Here is a 16,986-nt window from a genome sequence, read left to right on the forward strand (position 1 = left end):
CCGCCTCGATGATCTGCTGCCGTGGGCCTACGCCACTGCGCCAGACCTCAAGGCCGTGGCCTGAGAACAGCGCTTACACTCAAGGCGAGACATCCGGCAGTTCGCGGCCAGAAAGGAGCAGCTCACGCCTACAATCTCAAGAGCCACCGTGACCAGGAGCGGCGCTGGGTTGAGCAGGCCGAGGTGGCATATACGCGCTTTGTCGCTGGCTGGAGCCCTCGTGGCCCGAGATCCGGAAAGGTGCGCGCGGGCGCTCTAAAGGAGGAGCGACAATAATGGCTGCGCGGCAGGGTTTACACCTCAAGCCCTGCTCTTTGCCACAGAGTCACCCGTGCGCAAGAGGAGAATACACCAGTTGACGCAAAAAAGCTCTTGTCGATCACATCAGTGGTTCGCGGTGTATACGGCTCGCTCGTGCGGTGCTCCACCTTCAGCTGGCGGCAGGCTGCCTCAAAGCCATCGGCGGTAAAGCACGAGCCGCGGTCGGTCAGGACATGCGGGATCTTGAAGGGGAAGGCGCGGACCGCCTCTTTCAGGAAGGCGATCGCGCTGGTGGTCAGCTCGTCGTCCTTGACTGCCAGATGCACCCAGCGCGAGCAGCCGCTCGCCCTTGGCTGTTTGCAGCTTGGGCAGGTGCTTGATGTCCATGTGCACGAAACCAAGATCGTAGTCCTTGAACGTGCCGATCTTGCGCTTGCGCTGCTGCGCCGGCGGTAGGAAGTGCGTGACCACGAAGGTGAGATCGTCGAGCGGAAAGCCGGTGGCTTGGCGCAGGGCGCAGACGATGGCGCGCTCCTCATCCGTGGCCTTCCAGGGCAGCTTGTGCGGCCGGCTGGAGTGGTCCTGGCAGTCATGGGCGCCGCGTTTGCGCCACTTGCGGACGGTCTCGGTGCTCACGCTGAAGCGTTGGGCCAGCACGCCAGTGGGCTCGGTCGAGCCGGCAATCTCCTGGCGAACGGCTGGGGTGGTGCGGGCTTGGGGATGAAGGGAGAGCATCAGATCCTCCACCAGGCACGTGGCGGGCGTCGCGAGCCATCGAAGCGCCACGTATAGTTCTCAATCGCCCAACGCACCCGATCCCAACAACGCTCTGCCATCAGACAGCTAACAGGACACCCTAGCGACTTTCTGCCTGCCTATAACTTTGCAAGCCGGCTCAAGACCCTGCTCGGTCTCGACCCTATGAGTATATCAACGAGATCTGCACAACCGAGCCGCATCGCTTCAGGCTCGAGCTGCTCCATCTTATATCGGGACCAAACACCTAATCATCCTGAGAAAGTGTTCGAGCTACGAAGATAACTGTTCGCTATTTTATGTCCATGACTTGAATCACTGCAGGGGTGATGATCACTGCAAATAGGACTGGGAGAAAGAATAGGATCATTGGAACTGTGAGTTTTGGCGGCAGTGCCGCAGCGCGTTTCTCTGCTTCGCTCATGCGCATATCGCGGTTCTCCTGCGCTAGTACACGCAAGGACTGACCGAGTGGGGTCCCGTACTTCTCGGATTGAATTAGGCTCGTCACCACGCTCTTAACCCCGTCGAGGTCGGTACGCTCAGCTAAATTCTCAAAAGCCTTCCGACGATCTTGAAGGTAGGAGAGTTCAGCGGTGGTTAGACTCAGTTCCTCAGCTAATTCCGCACACTGGAGTCCAATTTCCTCTGAGACTTTCCGCAATGCACTCTCAATTCCTAAACCGCACTCGACGCAGATCAAAAGCAGATCAAGCGCATCCGGCCACGACCGCCGTATCGCGTTCTGACGCTTCGTGATCCTGTTCCTCACGAAAAGCCATGGGAGTTTGTAGCCAAAGCTAGCAGCGGCAAGAACCATCATAAGTTTGACGGCGATCGGATGCTGGAGGTCTAAAAGAATGAAGATGTAGATTGCTGCGGCGAAAAGCATGCCCACTGGAGAGAGGACACGCGCCGCGACATACGTCACGAGGGGACCCTGACCTCGGTAGCCCGCTTGGCGAAGCAACAAGATCAGACTGCTGTCCTCCGCCTGTTTGGCGAGGTTGAAGCGCGCAACAATATCCTTAAAAAGCTTTTTCGGCTCTCTTCTTAAGAAAATCGGGCGGTCCTGAGCCATTAGGCGGGCACGCTCGCGAACCCGAATTCGTTCTCGTTCACTGGCCACCCTGGCCATCCTAGCACCGAGTTGATCGCGGACGAGATAGGGCCAAGATACGAGGAGTGTCGCAGCAAATACAGCAATGGCCGCCGCGAAGGCCAGGATCATGTCAGATTGAGGAACGATCATTTCAGGGCTCATGACAGGCCTCAGATGTCGAAGTTGATCATCTTGCGCATTACTAGAACCCCGATCAGCATCCACAGAGCCGAGGCAGCGATGACCATGTTGCCGATCAGAGTTGTGAAAAGAAGGCTAATATAGGCAGGCGACGTCATATAAATGAGACCGGTCACAAGGACAGGGAGACTTCCGATGATGGCGGCCGATGCCTTCGCTTCAGAACTTACGGCCTTGATTTTTGCCTTCATCTTCTTGCGCTCGCGCAGGACCTTCGAGAGATTGCCGAGGGCTTCCGAAAGGCTGCCGCCTGTCTGGCTTTGGAGGGAAATCACAATGCCGAGAAAGTTTGTTTCGGGGAGCGGAATACGTTCGAACAGTCTTTGAACGGCCTGGTCCACGGGAATGCCTAATGTTTGATCCTCGATGATGATCCTGAATTCGCTGCGAACCGGCTCCTGAGCCTCGGTGGAAATGATCCTTAGGCAGTCTGCAAGGGGTAGACCTGATTTGACACCCCTTACAATCACGTCAACAGCGTTCGGGAACTCGGCAGAGAAGCCATTCAGGCGACGGGATCGTGTCATACTTACGTAAAGGTGTGGGAATAAGATTCCTCCCGCTATTCCAAAACCTGCTGCAGTAAGCGTGTTGATCCCCAGTGAAGTAAATGCGAGAAAGAAACATCCGAAGCCAATGCCTATGGAAGCGCCGTAGTAGGTTCTGGTGCTCCAGTCGAGTCCGGCTTGGCGCAGACGCCCTGCAAGGGAGGGTTTGTCGCCACGCTTAATCTTCTGCTTTTCCTCAAGTTCCTTCAGAGTCGCGTCGATTGCCTTCTTGCGTCCTGTTTCCTCGTGACCTGTCCGGCGATCCGTTGTCGCCACTGGTCCGGCTATCGCCGCGAAGCGTCTGGAACTCTCGGACTGTCTGACAACGCGAGAGTAAAACAATGAGATCACCACCCCAATTGTGCCTAATGCTGCAAGCACGGCAATTAGAATGGGCATGCTTTCGGAGGTCAGCATCGGTCAGCGTCTCGGTGGGGTACTATTATGAGATACTTGCATCGGCGGCATCGAGTGCCGCGGCAAGTCGTTTTTCTTCTCCATAGTAGCGGGCCCGATCCCAGAAGCGGGGCCGACCAATACCATTCGATCGATGCCTTCCAATAATGTTTCCGTTCGCGTCCTCCCCAATGATATCGTAGAGAAAAAGGTCCTGGGTGATGAGCACATCGCCTTCTAGACCAAGCACCTCAGTGATGTGTGTGATGCGGCGGGACCCGTCCCGGAGGCGCGCCGCCTGAATAATCACGTCCACTGAGGATACAATCATTTCGCGGATCGTCTTCGAAGGTAGGCTATATCCCCCCATCGTGATCATTGATTCCATCCGTGACAGTGCCTCACGGGGCGAGTTGGCATGGAGTGTTCCCATCGAACCGTCATGCCCGGTATTCATGGCCTGTAAAAGATCGAAAGCCTCGGACCCACGCACCTCTCCAACGATGATGCGCTCCGGTCGCATACGTAGACAGTTTTTGATAAGATCGCGCATTGTGATCTGACCCTCGCCCTCAATATTCGGCGGGCGGGTCTCCAGACGGACAACATGCGGCTGCTGGAGCTGAAGTTCGGCTGCATCCTCGCAGGTAATGATGCGCTCGCCGGGCTCGATGTAACGCGTTAAGCAGTTGAGAAGCGTGGTCTTGCCTGAGCCGGTGCCGCCAGACACAATGACATTGCAGCGGACCCGACCGATGATCTGAAGGACATCGGCACCCTCTTTCGTGATCGATCCAAATCTGACGAGTTGATCGAGCGTGAGCTTGTCTTTTTTGAACTTGCGGATTGTGAGGGATGGTCCGTCGATGGCAAGCGGCGGTGCGATCACGTTAACTCGAGAGCCATCCGCGAGGCGTGCGTCGCAAATTGGGCTGGACTCGTCCACGCGCCGACCCACCTGGCTTACAATACGCTGGCAAATATGCAGCAACTGTGCGTTGTCGCGGAAGTGAACATCGGTCCGTTCCACTTTCCCGGCGACCTCAATATACACGGTGTCTGCACCGTTGACCATGATATCAGCAATATCATCTCGCGAAAGTAGTGGTTCGAGCGGGCCGTATCCAAGAACATCATTGCAAATGTCTTGAAGGAGTTCATCTTGCTCAGCAATTGACATCACGACCTTCTTAGCCGCTACAATGTCATTTACAATTTCGCCGATGGCCTTACGAGCTTGCTCAGAGTCCATCTTCCCGAGCTGGGTGAGGTCAATGGCTTCAATGAGAGCGGCGAAAATCTGTGTCTTGAGATCGTAGTACTCATTCGACTTGCGTGACGACTGATGCTGCCTCATTGTATCTTTAGCGCCATCAGGTCGATTGGCGGGGAGCTCATTTGTGGAGCGTGCACGCTTTTCGGGTTCAGCAACGAGTATGCCACTAACGCGATTAGCTGGCTGCACCGCAGTGCTGCCCTGGAGCTGTGGTAGCTGAGATACTGGATGCTCGTCCTGCGAGCTTCTCTTGCCGAACATCTTGGAAGACCTGTGGTTGCCGTTGCACTTTCGGCTCTTTGGCGAAAATCTTGTTGCCGGGTGCCCTGAGGTGCTAGTTAGAACGTCGCAAATGGACAGGTCCATTCGGCTGTTTGGCCTAGGACGTTAAAGGAACGGACTAGGTGTGTGGTCTAATTGCTTATCCATAGGAGGAATGCTCCAAATGGATGCACCTGAAGATTGGGATCGCTGCATGCCAGCTCTAAACTCGAAGTCTGTCGTGGTTTCAGTGGTGCTGCTCGGTTTGGCTCTGCCTAGCCATGGAGCGGCTGACGAAGTAGTAGTCGGAAGGCTATCCAGAACTGATAGCAGCCGGGTTGTCGAGGTGGGCCGGGAGGTTGCTATCAACGCCACCTTGGATTTTGCTCAAGTTCTAAAATTCGAGTCACCGGCCCGGACCATCATCATTGGGAATCCTGCGATTGCCGATGGCACTCTCAGCGATGAGACCACGATCGTCCTAACCGCCAAAGCGGTTGGCACCACCAACATGATCGTGCTAGGGGAGGCAGGACGTGAAATCGCGAATTTTGTTGTGAGCGTCACCGCCAATAGCCGGCAAACAACGACCGTGCATCAAGGCGAGGCGCAGCAGGTCTACACTTGTGCCGGAACCTGTCGGCCAGTTGCTCAAACGACGAACAGCAAGTGAAACTTAGGTCGGCTTCCTTCCGGCCCTTCCAAGCAAATTTCTCAGTCCGAAACGTGCGGTATTCCTACGCTTCATCCCCTGTCGCCCTGTAATTGCATCTGCAATCTCCCGAAACGCGTTGATGGCGGGACCTTTGGTAGAAGCTTCCGCAACCACCTGCCCCTTGTTTGAGGCGGTTCCAAACAGATGCGCATCAAACGGTATGCACGCCGTCGGCTGAATGTCGACAGCCTTAATGAAGTCGTTCACCTTGATTTCGGGCCGCTTCGTCATACCAATTTGGTTCAGAACGAGCTTTGGTGGCGGGTCATGGGGGCGAGCATGCCGAAGCACATGGATCAGACTTTTAGTGTTCCGTAAATTAGCAAGGTCAGGGGCGGCTGTGATGACAATATCGGTTGCTGCCACTACTGTCTTCTTAGCCCATTTGGTCCAGAGATGGGGCATATCCAGGATGAGGAAAGGAGCACTTTTCTGCGCCACTTCTATCAACTGCTCGACCGCCTCTTCATTTACATCATAGGTTGCTTCGAGCGCCGCCGGCGCGGACAGCAAGCTTAGGTGCTCGCCGCATTTCTGAAGCAACCTGTCCAGCAGGACTTCATCGAGACGGCTCGTAGCTTGGATCGCGTCAGCAACCCCTTGGTTCGCATCGAGATTGAAGTCGAGGCCGGCCGTGCCGAAGGGAAGGTCCAAATCCGCCATTATGACATTCGAGCCTAGCTCTCGCGCAATCGTCCATCCTACATTATGTGAAAGGGTGGACGAGCCAACACCGCCCTTGGCACCTATGAACGCGTGAACCTGACCGAATTTACCTGAATAAGCCTCGCCGTACATTCTTGCGACAGATGAAATTAGCAAAACGGGCTCGATTGGCCCCAAAATGTACTCGCTGACACCACGGCGCATAAGTTCACGATAAAACGAGATGTCGTTCACCTCACCGATTGCCATGACTTTCGTGCCAGTGTAGCACACCTCTGCGAGACGATCGATCCCGGCCAAGTAGGCCTGGGGATCAAGGTGACTTTGGACTATGACAACGTCAGGGGTTGGAGTGTTTTGGTAAAGCTCCGTAGCCGTCACGATACCGCCGAGTTGAACGGCGACATGCGTACGCGTCATGAGCCGGTCAGCCGCTGCCTGCTCGATGGCTGCGGCGGCATCAGCGCTATCACAGAAGGCGTGAATGACGATGCGTGGAATTTTCACGCTCTCGCGGGCTATTGTTCCGTCAGCGAGGGAGGTGCACGATAAGCTGCGATCACGCTCGTGCTGATTAACATCCTTCATACGCATGCACGCTCCGTCATCCGAGGGCAGGTCTTTTGTGTTGCATCGTTCGAATCGTGCTTATCCTGGAGTTTAGAATCGAACCACTTCGCTCTGCCCAGCGCGCAGAATGCGCACCGGGATGGGACTTTTGCTTGGCAGGGTAGACTCCTCGTTGCTGTCAGAAACCGAGCGCAGAGCCAGCGAGAGAACGCCGACAGCTTGACCTGCCGCGATGGCTTCTGCTTGAACGGGACTCAACTCAAGTGTGGCTGTTTTGCCGATGGCGACACCGGAACCTTTGGTACCGTCCGTTTGCTGATCAACCTTTTGGTCAACGGCCAGTACACGAATATTGGTAAGGAGGATACGGCTCAAATTCTCGCTTCGATCATCTCCCGGCCGACTGACGGTCTGGATTACATCAACTCGATCATTTGGGAGGATCAAGCCACCGGCAGTGCTCTCAACGGACACGCGGATGGCTACAGCCCGCTTGCCCGGTTCGAGAATTGAGGCGAGGAGGTTGGACGAACTAGGCGAAAGCTTTGCCTCCCGGATCGGCTCGCCGGAAACAAATTGGCTACGCACCAGCATCCCAGCCAGAAATTTAGTGGCATCCGGCTTTTTTGGGCGTGTAATAAAATCTTGACTGGCGACTTCCGCCGGCCAAGCCTGCCAGCGCAGGACGTCTTCCGTCAACGCTTGGCCCTGAGGAATCATAGCTGACGCCACAAGGACCTCCGTCATCTGCACCGGAGGGACGTAGACTTCAGCCTTAGTTACTGTGGCGCTAGTCCTAAACGACAGTGCAAGCCAGCCGGCAAGACCACCTGCAGTCAGGGCTACAACGAGAACAATTATACGCATCATCGTCAGACGCCTTGCTGCTTGGCGCGAGCACGACTCTCGCTCGTCCAGGTTACACGCTTAGAGTAGGGTATTCATCCAAAGCGTGTCTGGAAAGATAACGAGAGCAGCTACCGCGAGGGGCACGCCATAGGGAACGCCTGTCCCTCGGTCATGAAGGTGAATGATCCACGGAGTCCTAAGACAGAATGCCGGCAGCACCATCAACCGGAATTGAAGAAGAGCCAGTGATAGCACACCACCGATTAAAGCGGCATATGCAAGGTAGGCTGTTGTGTGCTCAGCGCCGAGCCAGAGTACAACAATCGAGGCCAATTTTGCGTCACCCCCGCCGATCCAGCCGAGCCCAAAGCAAATCAGCGAAAGCGCCAATGCACAGCCAGCTACAGCGGCGTTAATCCCGATTTCGGCTAACGTCCAGCCTGCCAGTGGCGCCAGTGCGGCGTAGACACCGATTAAAAAAAGAACAAGCTCGTTGCGGATTTTAAACGTGAGGAGGTCCACAATACCCGCCCAAACAACGGCGAATACAAAGCTAAAACTAGCTACGAGCGCGGCAGTTACGGAAATCGACACCAATGCCTCTCAATATACTTCAGGCCAGATATGCTAGAGATCTCCAGCAGCTTGAAGCAGGAGGTAGCTATTGCCTCTCTGCTTCAAGCCTTAGAGCAGGTAGTCAGTTGCCAACCTTAGGTTTTAATCGCAGTCGTGACCTTAGCGAAAGCAGCATTGAGAGCTTCTTGAACCACTCCATCCTTACCGAAAACAAGGATGACAATTACTGCTAGACCTGCAGCGATAAGTCCGTATTCGATAGCGGTGGCGCCGGATTCGTTCTTGATGAAGCGCGAAAGAAGCGATTTCATAGTGTTTGTTCCTCAACTAGGTTCACTGGTCTGGCGCATCGCTGATGTGCCCCCACAAGCCCTTTGGCCGTGTGACCTGAACTAAGAACATTTTTTATGAGCTCGTCCATTCGGCCTGACGGTCTAGAACGCCCTTTGTCCGAGGTTCGGCCGAACGGCCTAACGTCTCTGCAGGTCGGCAAGATGACCGATGCAATCAGCTCTCAGCTCTTTGTGCTCTGGGCGGAGCTGCTTCGCAGCATTTCCAAATTGTTGTTTACCGCAGCGTTGGTTGGGTCAAGCTCATAAGCCTTCAAAAGATTGAAACGTGCCTTGGTCAGATCGCCACGCAGCAAGTGAGAGTAACCTACGTTGTTATAGTATTCCGTCTGGCGTCCGATCAGGCGTTCTAGTTCGTGATAGGCTCGGTCGGCAAGGTCGAAGCGGCGAACCCGATCGTAGGATGCTGCTAACCCGAGCCATGCTTCCGCGTTATTAGGGGAAACCTCGACCGCTCGCTCGTAATAACGGGCAGCGTGGCCATAGTTGCCATCGGAAAACTGAAGTTTGGCGACTTTAAGAACCTCCCCGTCAGGGTAGGGCTCAACATGATCCGGAAGGGCAATTTCGGCCGGACTATTCCCAAAGCTTGAGAGGCTGCTGCTGCTGTTGCAGGCTGTCAGGAAAGGCATAGCGCACACAAGCAACCCAATTGTCACCATATGTTCAATCTTGCTTATTGCTACCATCCGCCTGCTCCTCACGCAGTTGCCCCCGTTTGTCTTCATATCTGTCAGAGGCCTGTGTCGTGCTGCCTAAGACAGTCGACAGAGACCCATTGGTGCAAAGCCTCATAGTCGAACCGAAGCCCCCGAGGCGCCCTATGACGCTTAAGAGACAAATCAAAGCCAACGCAGCTTGTTTAAGGCTGCACTCCTTTACAGTCCCTTAACCATGTTCGATCACATCTGAGTAAGTTCTGAAGTATCAGCAGGAATCGATTCTCTTCTGATACTTCACGACATGCGTGTGGCGCCAGCAGAGCGAGCCTTTGGTATGCGATTAAAGTGTGTTTTGGCGCATTGCTACGCGGCTCTGGACGGGAGTGTGTATGCTCTCTCTCTCATAACCGTGCTGGCCGGATTGGCGCTGGTGGCTCCCTGCGCTCATGCCCAAGAGCAGCTTCTTCACTTTAACAGTGGACGTGCTGCTGGTGAACTCAACGTACCACAGGGGCAGTTCGTCACTGCCAGAACCTCTATCGATTTTGGGCGGGTGGTTGTCGGCAATCCAGAAATCGTTAGTGCCGTTCCGCTGACGAGCCGCTCCCTTTATGTGCTTGGCAAGGCAGAAGGCCGGACCAATGTTGCAGTCTACGGCGCAGGCGATGAGTTGTTAGGGATTGCAAACGTGGAGGTTGGGGCCGATACGCCAGATCTCGCTAAAGTCATCCAGGAAACCATTCCGCAGGCAAATGTCAACGTCGCGACGGTCAACGGCCGCCTGCGGTTGAGTGGGACGGTTCCGGACAGCATTAGCTTGCGAAAAACCCTAGAAATTGCTGAACAGTACAGTTCGGACGGTGTCATTAATGCGCTCCGGGTAACCGGCGGACAACAGGTGATGCTGGAGGTGCGCTTCATTGAGGCCAACCGCACGGCCGGCCGCGAGCTTGGGGTCAGTTGGTATACGCGGGGATCAAGGCAGGATGTCAGGACCGGTAATTTTAACCCGGGGAGCGGCACTGGACAATCCGGCGTTACCTTTAACCCGCTTCTCGCCAGCGGCAGCACACCGTTCGGCACCTTGATCGCACAGGTTCTCAGTGGCGGAGTCAGCGCCGACATCCTAGTGCAGGCGCTCGAAGATAAGGGCTTGGCGCGCCGGTTAGCGGAGCCAAATCTCATTGCTCTTTCCGGCGAGAAAGCCAGCTTCCTTGCAGGTGGGGAGATTCCCATCCCAGTATCTGCTGATGACGACAGGATTACGGTAACTTACAAGGAATACGGCGTGCGGCTCAATTTCACTCCGGTGGTCCTCGACAACGGGTTGATCAACCTAAAGCTGGAGCCTGAGGTCAGCCAGATCGATAACTCGATCAGGGTCAGCACCGGAGCGATTTCAATTCCGGGTTTTATTACCCGGCGCGCTAGCACCTCCATTGAGGTTAGGGACGGTCAAAGCTTTGCAATGGCAGGGCTCCTCCAGAGCGTACATTCGAAAAATCGCGAGCAGATCCCGTGGCTCGGTCAGTTGCCCATCATCGGTGCACTCTTCAGCTCATCCTCGTTCCAGGAGCAGGAAACCGACTTGGTCATCATCGTCACCCCGCGGCTGGTCAAACCTGCGAAGCCTGGGCGGCCACTCCGTACCCCGCTTGACGGCAGCAAGCCCAGCAACGATCTCGAATTTTTCCTGATGGGTGCACTTGAGGTCAACAGCGCCACGCAGGCACGGGTTGCCAGCGGGGCAGGGGTGACCGGGCCTTATGGCCACATCGTCAAACTCAAGCCGGGGAAGCGTAATGTTAGCAAAAAAGTTGTCAAAGATTAAAGGCTGGCTCGGAGTCCCTGCGGGGGTTCTCCTGCTCGCCGGACTGGGCGGATGCGTGGACTATATGGAGCGCCGTGACACAATCACATTGAGGGCTGGTGATGCTCAAGCCTGGAACAAGGTGGTTCATATTGCTGACCCATGGCCGCCTTACGTAGGGAACACCAACATCTCTGGTGATGGACAGCGTACCGCTGGTGTGATTCGGCGCTATAGTGCCGGCAGCGCAGATGCCGGCACCTCTGGGGCGACAGCCCCGGAAGGAGGGGGTGAAGCGTCCGCGACGCAGCAGTAAAACCGCCGGGTGAGCCAGTCCAACCAGACTCGCTTTCAGGTGATAAGGGGAGCGAGGGTATGACCCTAGTCAAAGCGGTCATTTGGGAGCACCCGTCATCAAATACCAGGCGCTGCCTTCAACGAGGGCTCTATAGCAGCACTGATAGCCTCAAGGCTCCAATCCGATTATTCATTGATATCCGTTGGGGGCGCAGCAAGAGCTCGTAGTCCGACAGAAGTGACCTGTAGATACGGCTTGCGAATAACCTACAGAGAGGTGAACTTGAAGGGCGGCAGGCGTCCGAGAGATCAAGCAGACCCCGCCTCACGCGGTAAGCCCGTTCCGAACAGCGGCCTTTGTTCTTGACGAGGCACAGGACTTCTGAGACACGCAAGCCTTGAAAATCTGACTTCCCAGTGCGGGTGAATGAACTCGACTGATCTTGCGGGTTTTCCACTTGAGCCGGAGAGGAAAAGGCCTCATGGAGCATCGTCGCTCGCCGCGCGCCCGAACCATCCTTAACGGACGGGTAGTCTTCAATAGTCGCTGTTCGCTGATCGACTGCACGATACGGGATCTCTCCGACACTGGGGCGCAGATCACCTTCTCGCACCCTCTCTCACTCCCAGCGGAGCTCGAGTTGGAAATCCCAAAGAAGGGGTTGTCAACCCGCGCCAAAGTGATGTGGTCCAATGGTGCAAACCACGGTCTCCTGTTCTTGGACGCAGAACAGGCGACGCCCAGCAACTCCTCCGTCCTGCGTGGGGAGCCTGAGTCCCTGGCGAAGAGCCTCCCTCAAGAGGTCACCGGCGACGGACCCGCGGTTAGGATCCAGGATGTACTGGAAGAGGCCCGTAGCCGGATTGCGCAGATTGCGGGTGTGCCGGCCGAGACAGTTCGGCTGAAGCTGGAGGTTGATTACTAAGCTTGCTCGGCAACTACTGGAATTCAGTCTGACCTCTTATGCTCCACAAGGTTGGAGCGCCCATTGAAACTAAGCTGCAGCCGCGCGCAGAGGATCCGTCCAAACTCTCACCTTTTCCAAGAACATGACACCGTGATTGGCACCTCGGCTCCAGACAAGGCGAGACCGGACCTGCAATCCTTTACTCGGAATTTCGATCTTGAATTCAGGTGGCAGTGTATCGGCATCAGCGAAATAGATCCGAGCCCCAGTGTCAGACAGATCCCGCACGATGAACTCAGTGGGCGACAATTCACTGTCCGCCACTATCTGCGCTTTGAGAACAGTGCGCCACCGTTTGCTTGCACGTCGCTCATTCATCACGATCCCTCCTGTGATCTCCCGCAGGCTGTCAGTCGCCTGGTGATGAGGCAGATTGACGCAAGTCTATTAACGGAAGGTTAGAGATGCTGATCGACGCGCCACCAAAAAGCCAGCATCACAGCGGTAACAGGCTGACCTACAATGACCGCGCATCCGGCCCGGAACAGTGGCTCCGCATGAATGGCCCCAAACGGATGCACCGTCCGTGGGTGTTAGGGCCGATCTGCTCCCCTCGGCTTCTGCAGGATCAGCTTGCCGGTCAAGTGTAAGCCTGCCACTGCAACAGCAGCTCGTGAGTTGACACCAAAGGTGCGAAACAGCGCTGCCATATGCACTTTGACCGTGCCTTCGCCGAGGTTCAGGGTTTTCGCAATCTCTTTGTTGGACTTCCCTTGCACGAGAAGCGTCAGAACCTCCCTTTGACGTGGGGTGAGATCAGTGGTTGAGGAACTTCTCAAGGCCGTGTCATGTGATTGTTGCATCTCCATTGATGGCGATGAGAGAGCAGTCACCGAGGAGGGAACATAAATTTGACCGCGAAGGATGAGATCCAAGGCACTGGTGAGTTCGGCGGGCTTCATGCGCTTTGGAATAAAGCCGTGGACGCCAGCTTCCAAAGCTGTCAGAATATCCTGCTTACGATCCGAAAACGACAGAACAACAGTCTTGGTTTGCGGGAAGCATTGGCGCACGGCCGCAAGGCAGGCGGCGCTCTTCACATCGGGCAGAGCCAGATCAAACAAAGCCAATGAAATGCCATCCACTTCGGCAAGCCTATCGAGAGCTTCATCCAAAAATGCCGCCTCCACAACCGATCCGAAGCCTAACCTGCTAGTCAGGAGCGTCCCAACACCTAATCGGTAAAACTCATTTGGATCGGCAATCAGAGCAGTCTTGCCAAGCCTTTCCATCAAACTCCTCCAGAAGGATTACCCTCGAAGATTTAGAATAAGAAAGATTTCAGAACAGTTACGTTCCATACGAAGGGGACTAAGCCTTCCGGCCGAGTAGCCGCCTATCAGAAACTCATCTAGGTAGTGTTCAAGCGAGACTGCGGGATTCGGCGAGAGTTTGGATGAGAACCTATTTCTTCAACATCAGAGACGATCTCGGGCTGATTGAAGATGAGGATGGCATCGAGCTTTCTGGAGAGGTCGCGTTGTGGCTGGAAGCGATCCGCAGTGTCGATGAATTTGTTCGGGACACGTCGAGGTGTTCTCCTATGCGGCTCGAGGTGACCGATAGCGAGGGCCGAACCGTATTGATGACACCTGTTCAAGCGAGTTTAAACACTTGGCGCTACCTGTCGAATCTCGCCGTGGTTCCCCTCTCCCTGCATTAGGCTGTGGCACACCAATCGGCGTGTGGCCTCGCAGAGTACCGGCACAACTAGGCCGTACAGCCGGTCATGATCCCTGTGTTCTCCGGTCCATAACCTGCCCCGATACAGCCGGAGCGGTGTTAACGTTGTCCGAGCAATAGGTAGATCAGTCATTAATCGTGAGAACTGATTCGGGTCGCGGGGCGTCGGCGGTGTACGGTGCTTCACCGGATGGCCCGTTCCAATATTCCACGTCCTAACCAGCACACCACTGGCGCTCCCATCCGAAGGGCCTCCGGGTGTCGAGCACCGGATCCCTGGTGGAAGGCTGTCGGGACGAGATAAGCGGTCCTGTCAACCAGCACCCTTGGCTGTGCTTGACACCTATCCCGTCACTGTTTCACAGATGGCTTAGGGCAGGCAGCAGGATTAGGATGCAGGAGTCTCCGATGGACTGGATAGTCCTGCCCGATGGGCGCTCTCCATGGGCCACAGGGAGGATGATGATGCGATGCTCGCAGGCCGCCACTCGCCACGCGATTTTGGTGCTGTCTGGCCTCGTGCTTGTCTCACCTCCGCTTCAGGCTGAAGTCCGCACTAAGCTCTACATCACGAGCCGAGCGTGCCAGGCCGACAGCCTGTTGTCCCCGGAGGAATGCCAGAATGCTTTCGCCAACGCCGAAGCCGAGTACTATGACGGCGCGCCCGTCTTCGGCGTAAAGGATGAGTGCGAGCGAGTGTTCCGCCGCTGCGTCATCAGCTTTGCCGAGCCTCCCGATCCGAAGGCACCTCGGTATGCTCCTGCATTGAAGGGAGTTCAGGTAAGCGTGAGCTCGGTCCAGGATCGAACAGCCGTTCCCGTTCTCGACGGCAGTCACCCCGCCGTCAGCTTCGGGCGGCGCACTGTCCTAGAACGTCAAGATTATCGCTCCACGGTTAAGCAAGAGGATGCCCAGGCACGATGGGCAGCGGCGCAGCGGCCGCCAGAGCAATCGAGGGCGGCAGAGGGGACAACGTGGACGCTGCGGGGGCGGGTTGATCCTCCGGCTCATTGATCCTCCGGCTCAGGTCGCCGCCGTGCCTGCGAATCCGTCTTTGGCATCCGGGGCCTGCAGAAAAATCAGGTTGCGTCTTTGGGCAGGGTGGTTCTGCAGACCTCGTCCTCCCGGGTGCTGACAACGACTGTTTTGATCCTTGCTTGTGTCCGCTCCGCGGCGCGTTTGAATGTGACCGAGGCGGCGGAGACAGGCAGATGAGATAGACAACCATCCAGGCGAGAACCGCCACCCCAATGACGGCAAGGGCGAGCAAGGCGGCGCGTACATTTCTGTTTTCCTGCAAGAGCTGGGAGCCAGCGGCCCCAAGCCTCTGCTCCGCTTCGTTCAAGTCGCGATTTTGAGTTTCATGGTGCCCCAGATTTTCGAAGAGGCACCTACCACCTTCGTGTGCGCGTTAACATCGACCAGACGGCCCATGACTGCCGCACTTGCGCGGGCGCAGGAAAGACCGCCGGAGGCGGGGGGCACCTCCGGCAGTCCGACCGCCCAGACGCAGGGGCAACACGTGACGGTCATTCTCACGCTAGTCGCCGGCGAAATGATTGAGATCTGCCTTTAGTCCGACGATTACCTGGACCTTTGGTCTGCGGTGCTCAGATGCGGCCGCGCAATTTGTCATGAAGCCATGTATGGAGGTCTTCAGGGGTCAGTTCGGATTAAGCGGGTGTTAAGTCGATCTGGCGCTCTAACGTATGTTAACCAACAACGAGCTTGGATCGGCAATGCCTTGGAACACGAGACGCCTCGCGGGTTACGGAGCGGTGCTCGGCGTTGTCGTGAGTATCATCCACGCGTACGTCCATGCCTTCTGGAGCCAAACTCCCGAAGATGGACTGCTTGAGCATGTCCTCTGGACGATACCCTTCCGGGTAGTGGCTGGTGCTGCATTGTTCGCCGCCGTTTCTGTGATCCGCAACTGGCTCATGCAGAAACGATAATATCGAGAAGGGCGGGCACCGCGTCTCTAAGGGATGCTTCTCCAGGTGCGCATTATGCTCGCTCCCGTGTCATCCTCTTGGAGTGGCGACAGGCAGATGAGATAGACAGCCATCCAGGTGAGAGTCGCCCCACCAAGGACGGCGAAGGCGAGCAATGCGGCGCGTACAATTTTGTTTCCCTGCAAGAGTTGGGAACCAGTGGCCCCAAGCCTCTGCTCCGCTTCGGTTAGATCGCGATTTTTGAGTTTCATAGTGCCCCTGGCTTAGGGACCAACCATCCGCGTGGGCGCGTGAACATCGACCAGATGGCCTATCACCCCACCGGTGCCACGCACGCGAAAACCAGCACCGCAGTTTTTGATAATTCACTTTCCCCCTTAGTTAGTACGGATCAGTTTAGGGAAGGTTGGGTCCCGCGGTTCTACTTCGACGTGCATGAGGGGAAGCACTGTCAATCAGGCGCTTTTTATCGGTGCTTGGCGGCCTTGGTAGCCTCGGTGCGAATGATGCGGGCCAAGTCGCGGGCCATGCCGGGGGTGACGGTGGCCTTCATGGTGCGGCCGGTCTGCACGTCATCGCCGGCGATGATGATGCCGCGTCCCTTGCGGGCGATCTTGAAGCTTATCTCGTCGTCACCCTTGCCGAAGGTGGCCTTCTTGCCGCCCTCCTTGTCGGTGCCGAACTCGTCCAATATATCGGCGATCTTCCGGGCCTGCGCGGGGCTCATGGCCGGGAAGGTGAAGGTCTGCATACTCAGGAACACGCGGCCTGCGGTTGGGACCACGTCGAAGCCGGGGAGGCGGTCGGGGAGGCGGCCGGCGGCGATCTCGGCGTTGATCAGGCGATCGATCACTTCGCTGATCGTGGTGCCATCAGCCTCGGCAAGAGCGCGCAACTGTGCGACGCGTGCGCCGGGTAACATGATGGTGGTCGATTTCAAGGTGTCCTCTAATTCTAGATCGTTAGAATAGAGGATGACCGCCGCCGGGTCAAGGCTATTTCTATATGTTTAGAGGGTGGCGAAGGGGCACTTGGGCCGCGCGTGAAAACCGGCACCGCAATTTCGCGTAATCGTTTGAATGGA

At 56.2% G+C, this 16,986-nt stretch carries 17 protein-coding genes and 2 pseudogenes; 7 read left to right on the forward strand and 12 right to left on the reverse strand.

Annotated elements, in window-relative coordinates; translation table 11 throughout:
• Window positions 1-72: 72 nt before the first annotated feature.
• Window positions 73-276, forward strand: a pseudogene (locus JKG68_RS35165) (IS110 family RNA-guided transposase); the annotation flags it as partial.
• A gap of 95 nt (window positions 277-371) precedes the next feature.
• On the opposite strand, the pseudogene JKG68_RS21500 reads toward JKG68_RS35165, so the two are convergent.
• From JKG68_RS21500 to JKG68_RS21515, 4 genes and pseudogenes are all read right to left on the reverse strand, one after another.
• Window positions 372-996: pseudogene (locus JKG68_RS21500) on the reverse strand (DDE-type integrase/transposase/recombinase); the annotation flags it as partial.
• Window positions 997-1,309: 313 nt separating this feature from the next.
• Window positions 1,310-2,281 (reverse strand): type II secretion system F family protein, encoded by a 972-nt coding sequence (locus JKG68_RS21505; protein ID WP_202063409.1) that lies wholly within the window; start codon window positions 2,279-2,281, stop codon window positions 1,310-1,312.
• Between the two features lie 8 nt (window positions 2,282-2,289).
• Window positions 2,290-3,285: a type II secretion system F family protein gene (locus JKG68_RS21510; protein ID WP_202063410.1), complete on the reverse strand. Its 996-nt coding sequence runs from the start codon at window positions 3,283-3,285 to the stop codon at window positions 2,290-2,292.
• 25 nt (window positions 3,286-3,310) lie between these two features.
• Window positions 3,311-4,801: a TadA family conjugal transfer-associated ATPase gene (locus JKG68_RS21515; protein WP_376773183.1), complete on the reverse strand. Its 1,491-nt coding sequence runs from the start codon at window positions 4,799-4,801 to the stop codon at window positions 3,311-3,313.
• Window positions 4,802-4,985: 184 nt separating this feature from the next.
• Here JKG68_RS21515 and JKG68_RS21520 point away from each other — a divergent pair, with 184 nt between their 5' ends.
• On the forward strand, window positions 4,986-5,474 hold the full coding sequence (locus JKG68_RS21520; RefSeq protein WP_202063411.1) for a pilus assembly protein N-terminal domain-containing protein: 489 nt from the start codon (window positions 4,986-4,988) through the stop codon (window positions 5,472-5,474).
• Window positions 5,475-5,477: 3 nt separating this feature from the next.
• Here JKG68_RS21520 and JKG68_RS21525 read toward each other — a convergent pair whose 3' ends face one another.
• The 5 genes from JKG68_RS21525 to JKG68_RS21545 form a co-directional block, all read right to left on the reverse strand.
• Entirely contained in the window at window positions 5,478-6,776 is a 1,299-nt protein-coding gene (locus tag JKG68_RS21525) for a CpaE/TadZ family protein (protein ID WP_202063412.1), read from the reverse strand.
• A 66-nt stretch (window positions 6,777-6,842) separates the two neighbouring features.
• A complete protein-coding gene (gene cpaB, locus JKG68_RS21530; protein ID WP_202063413.1) occupies window positions 6,843-7,622 on the reverse strand; it encodes a Flp pilus assembly protein CpaB in 780 nt (259 codons plus the stop codon).
• Between the two features lie 57 nt (window positions 7,623-7,679).
• Entirely contained in the window at window positions 7,680-8,195 is a 516-nt protein-coding gene (locus JKG68_RS21535; protein ID WP_312890901.1) for an A24 family peptidase, read from the reverse strand.
• Window positions 8,196-8,311: 116 nt separating this feature from the next.
• A complete protein-coding gene (locus JKG68_RS21540; protein WP_202063414.1) occupies window positions 8,312-8,488 on the reverse strand; it encodes a Flp family type IVb pilin in 177 nt (58 codons plus the stop codon).
• A 203-nt stretch (window positions 8,489-8,691) separates the two neighbouring features.
• Window positions 8,692-9,216 (reverse strand): tetratricopeptide repeat protein, encoded by a 525-nt coding sequence (locus tag JKG68_RS21545; protein WP_202063415.1) that lies wholly within the window; start codon window positions 9,214-9,216, stop codon window positions 8,692-8,694.
• 358 nt (window positions 9,217-9,574) lie between these two features.
• Here JKG68_RS21545 and JKG68_RS21550 point away from each other — a divergent pair, with 358 nt between their 5' ends.
• Both JKG68_RS21550 and JKG68_RS21555 read left to right on the forward strand, forming a co-directional pair.
• Window positions 9,575-11,020: a type II and III secretion system protein family protein gene (locus JKG68_RS21550; RefSeq protein ID WP_202063416.1), complete on the forward strand. Its 1,446-nt coding sequence runs from the start codon at window positions 9,575-9,577 to the stop codon at window positions 11,018-11,020.
• Between the two features lie 758 nt (window positions 11,021-11,778).
• Window positions 11,779-12,222 (forward strand): PilZ domain-containing protein, encoded by a 444-nt coding sequence (locus JKG68_RS21555; RefSeq protein WP_202063417.1) that lies wholly within the window; start codon window positions 11,779-11,781, stop codon window positions 12,220-12,222.
• Between the two features lie 69 nt (window positions 12,223-12,291).
• Here JKG68_RS21555 and JKG68_RS34780 read toward each other — a convergent pair whose 3' ends face one another.
• Complete coding sequence (locus tag JKG68_RS34780) at window positions 12,292-12,582, reverse strand: PilZ domain-containing protein (RefSeq protein ID WP_202063418.1); 291 nt, start codon at window positions 12,580-12,582, stop codon at window positions 12,292-12,294.
• 215 nt (window positions 12,583-12,797) lie between these two features.
• Window positions 12,798-13,496, reverse strand: coding sequence for a LuxR C-terminal-related transcriptional regulator (locus JKG68_RS21565; protein WP_202063420.1), 699 nt, complete (start codon window positions 13,494-13,496; stop codon window positions 12,798-12,800).
• 164 nt (window positions 13,497-13,660) lie between these two features.
• Here JKG68_RS21565 and JKG68_RS21570 point away from each other — a divergent pair, with 164 nt between their 5' ends.
• From JKG68_RS21570 to JKG68_RS21580, 3 genes are all read left to right on the forward strand, one after another.
• Window positions 13,661-13,927 carry a DUF6894 family protein gene (locus JKG68_RS21570; protein ID WP_202063421.1) on the forward strand — a complete coding sequence of 89 codons (267 nt, stop codon included), beginning with the start codon at window positions 13,661-13,663 and terminating at the stop codon, window positions 13,925-13,927.
• 428 nt (window positions 13,928-14,355) lie between these two features.
• Window positions 14,356-14,961 carry a DUF1190 domain-containing protein gene (locus JKG68_RS21575; protein ID WP_202063422.1) on the forward strand — a complete coding sequence of 202 codons (606 nt, stop codon included), beginning with the start codon at window positions 14,356-14,358 and terminating at the stop codon, window positions 14,959-14,961.
• A 418-nt stretch (window positions 14,962-15,379) separates the two neighbouring features.
• Window positions 15,380-15,523 (forward strand): hypothetical protein, encoded by a 144-nt coding sequence (locus JKG68_RS21580; protein WP_202063423.1) that lies wholly within the window; start codon window positions 15,380-15,382, stop codon window positions 15,521-15,523.
• A gap of 845 nt (window positions 15,524-16,368) precedes the next feature.
• Here JKG68_RS21580 and JKG68_RS21585 read toward each other — a convergent pair.
• Window positions 16,369-16,842 (reverse strand): hypothetical protein, encoded by a 474-nt coding sequence (locus JKG68_RS21585; protein ID WP_202063424.1) that lies wholly within the window; start codon window positions 16,840-16,842, stop codon window positions 16,369-16,371.
• Window positions 16,843-16,986: the final 144 nt, after the last annotated feature.

This window comes from Microvirga aerilata (genome assembly GCF_016743775.1).
Classification (GTDB): Bacteria; Pseudomonadota; Alphaproteobacteria; order Rhizobiales; family Beijerinckiaceae; genus Microvirga; species Microvirga aerilata.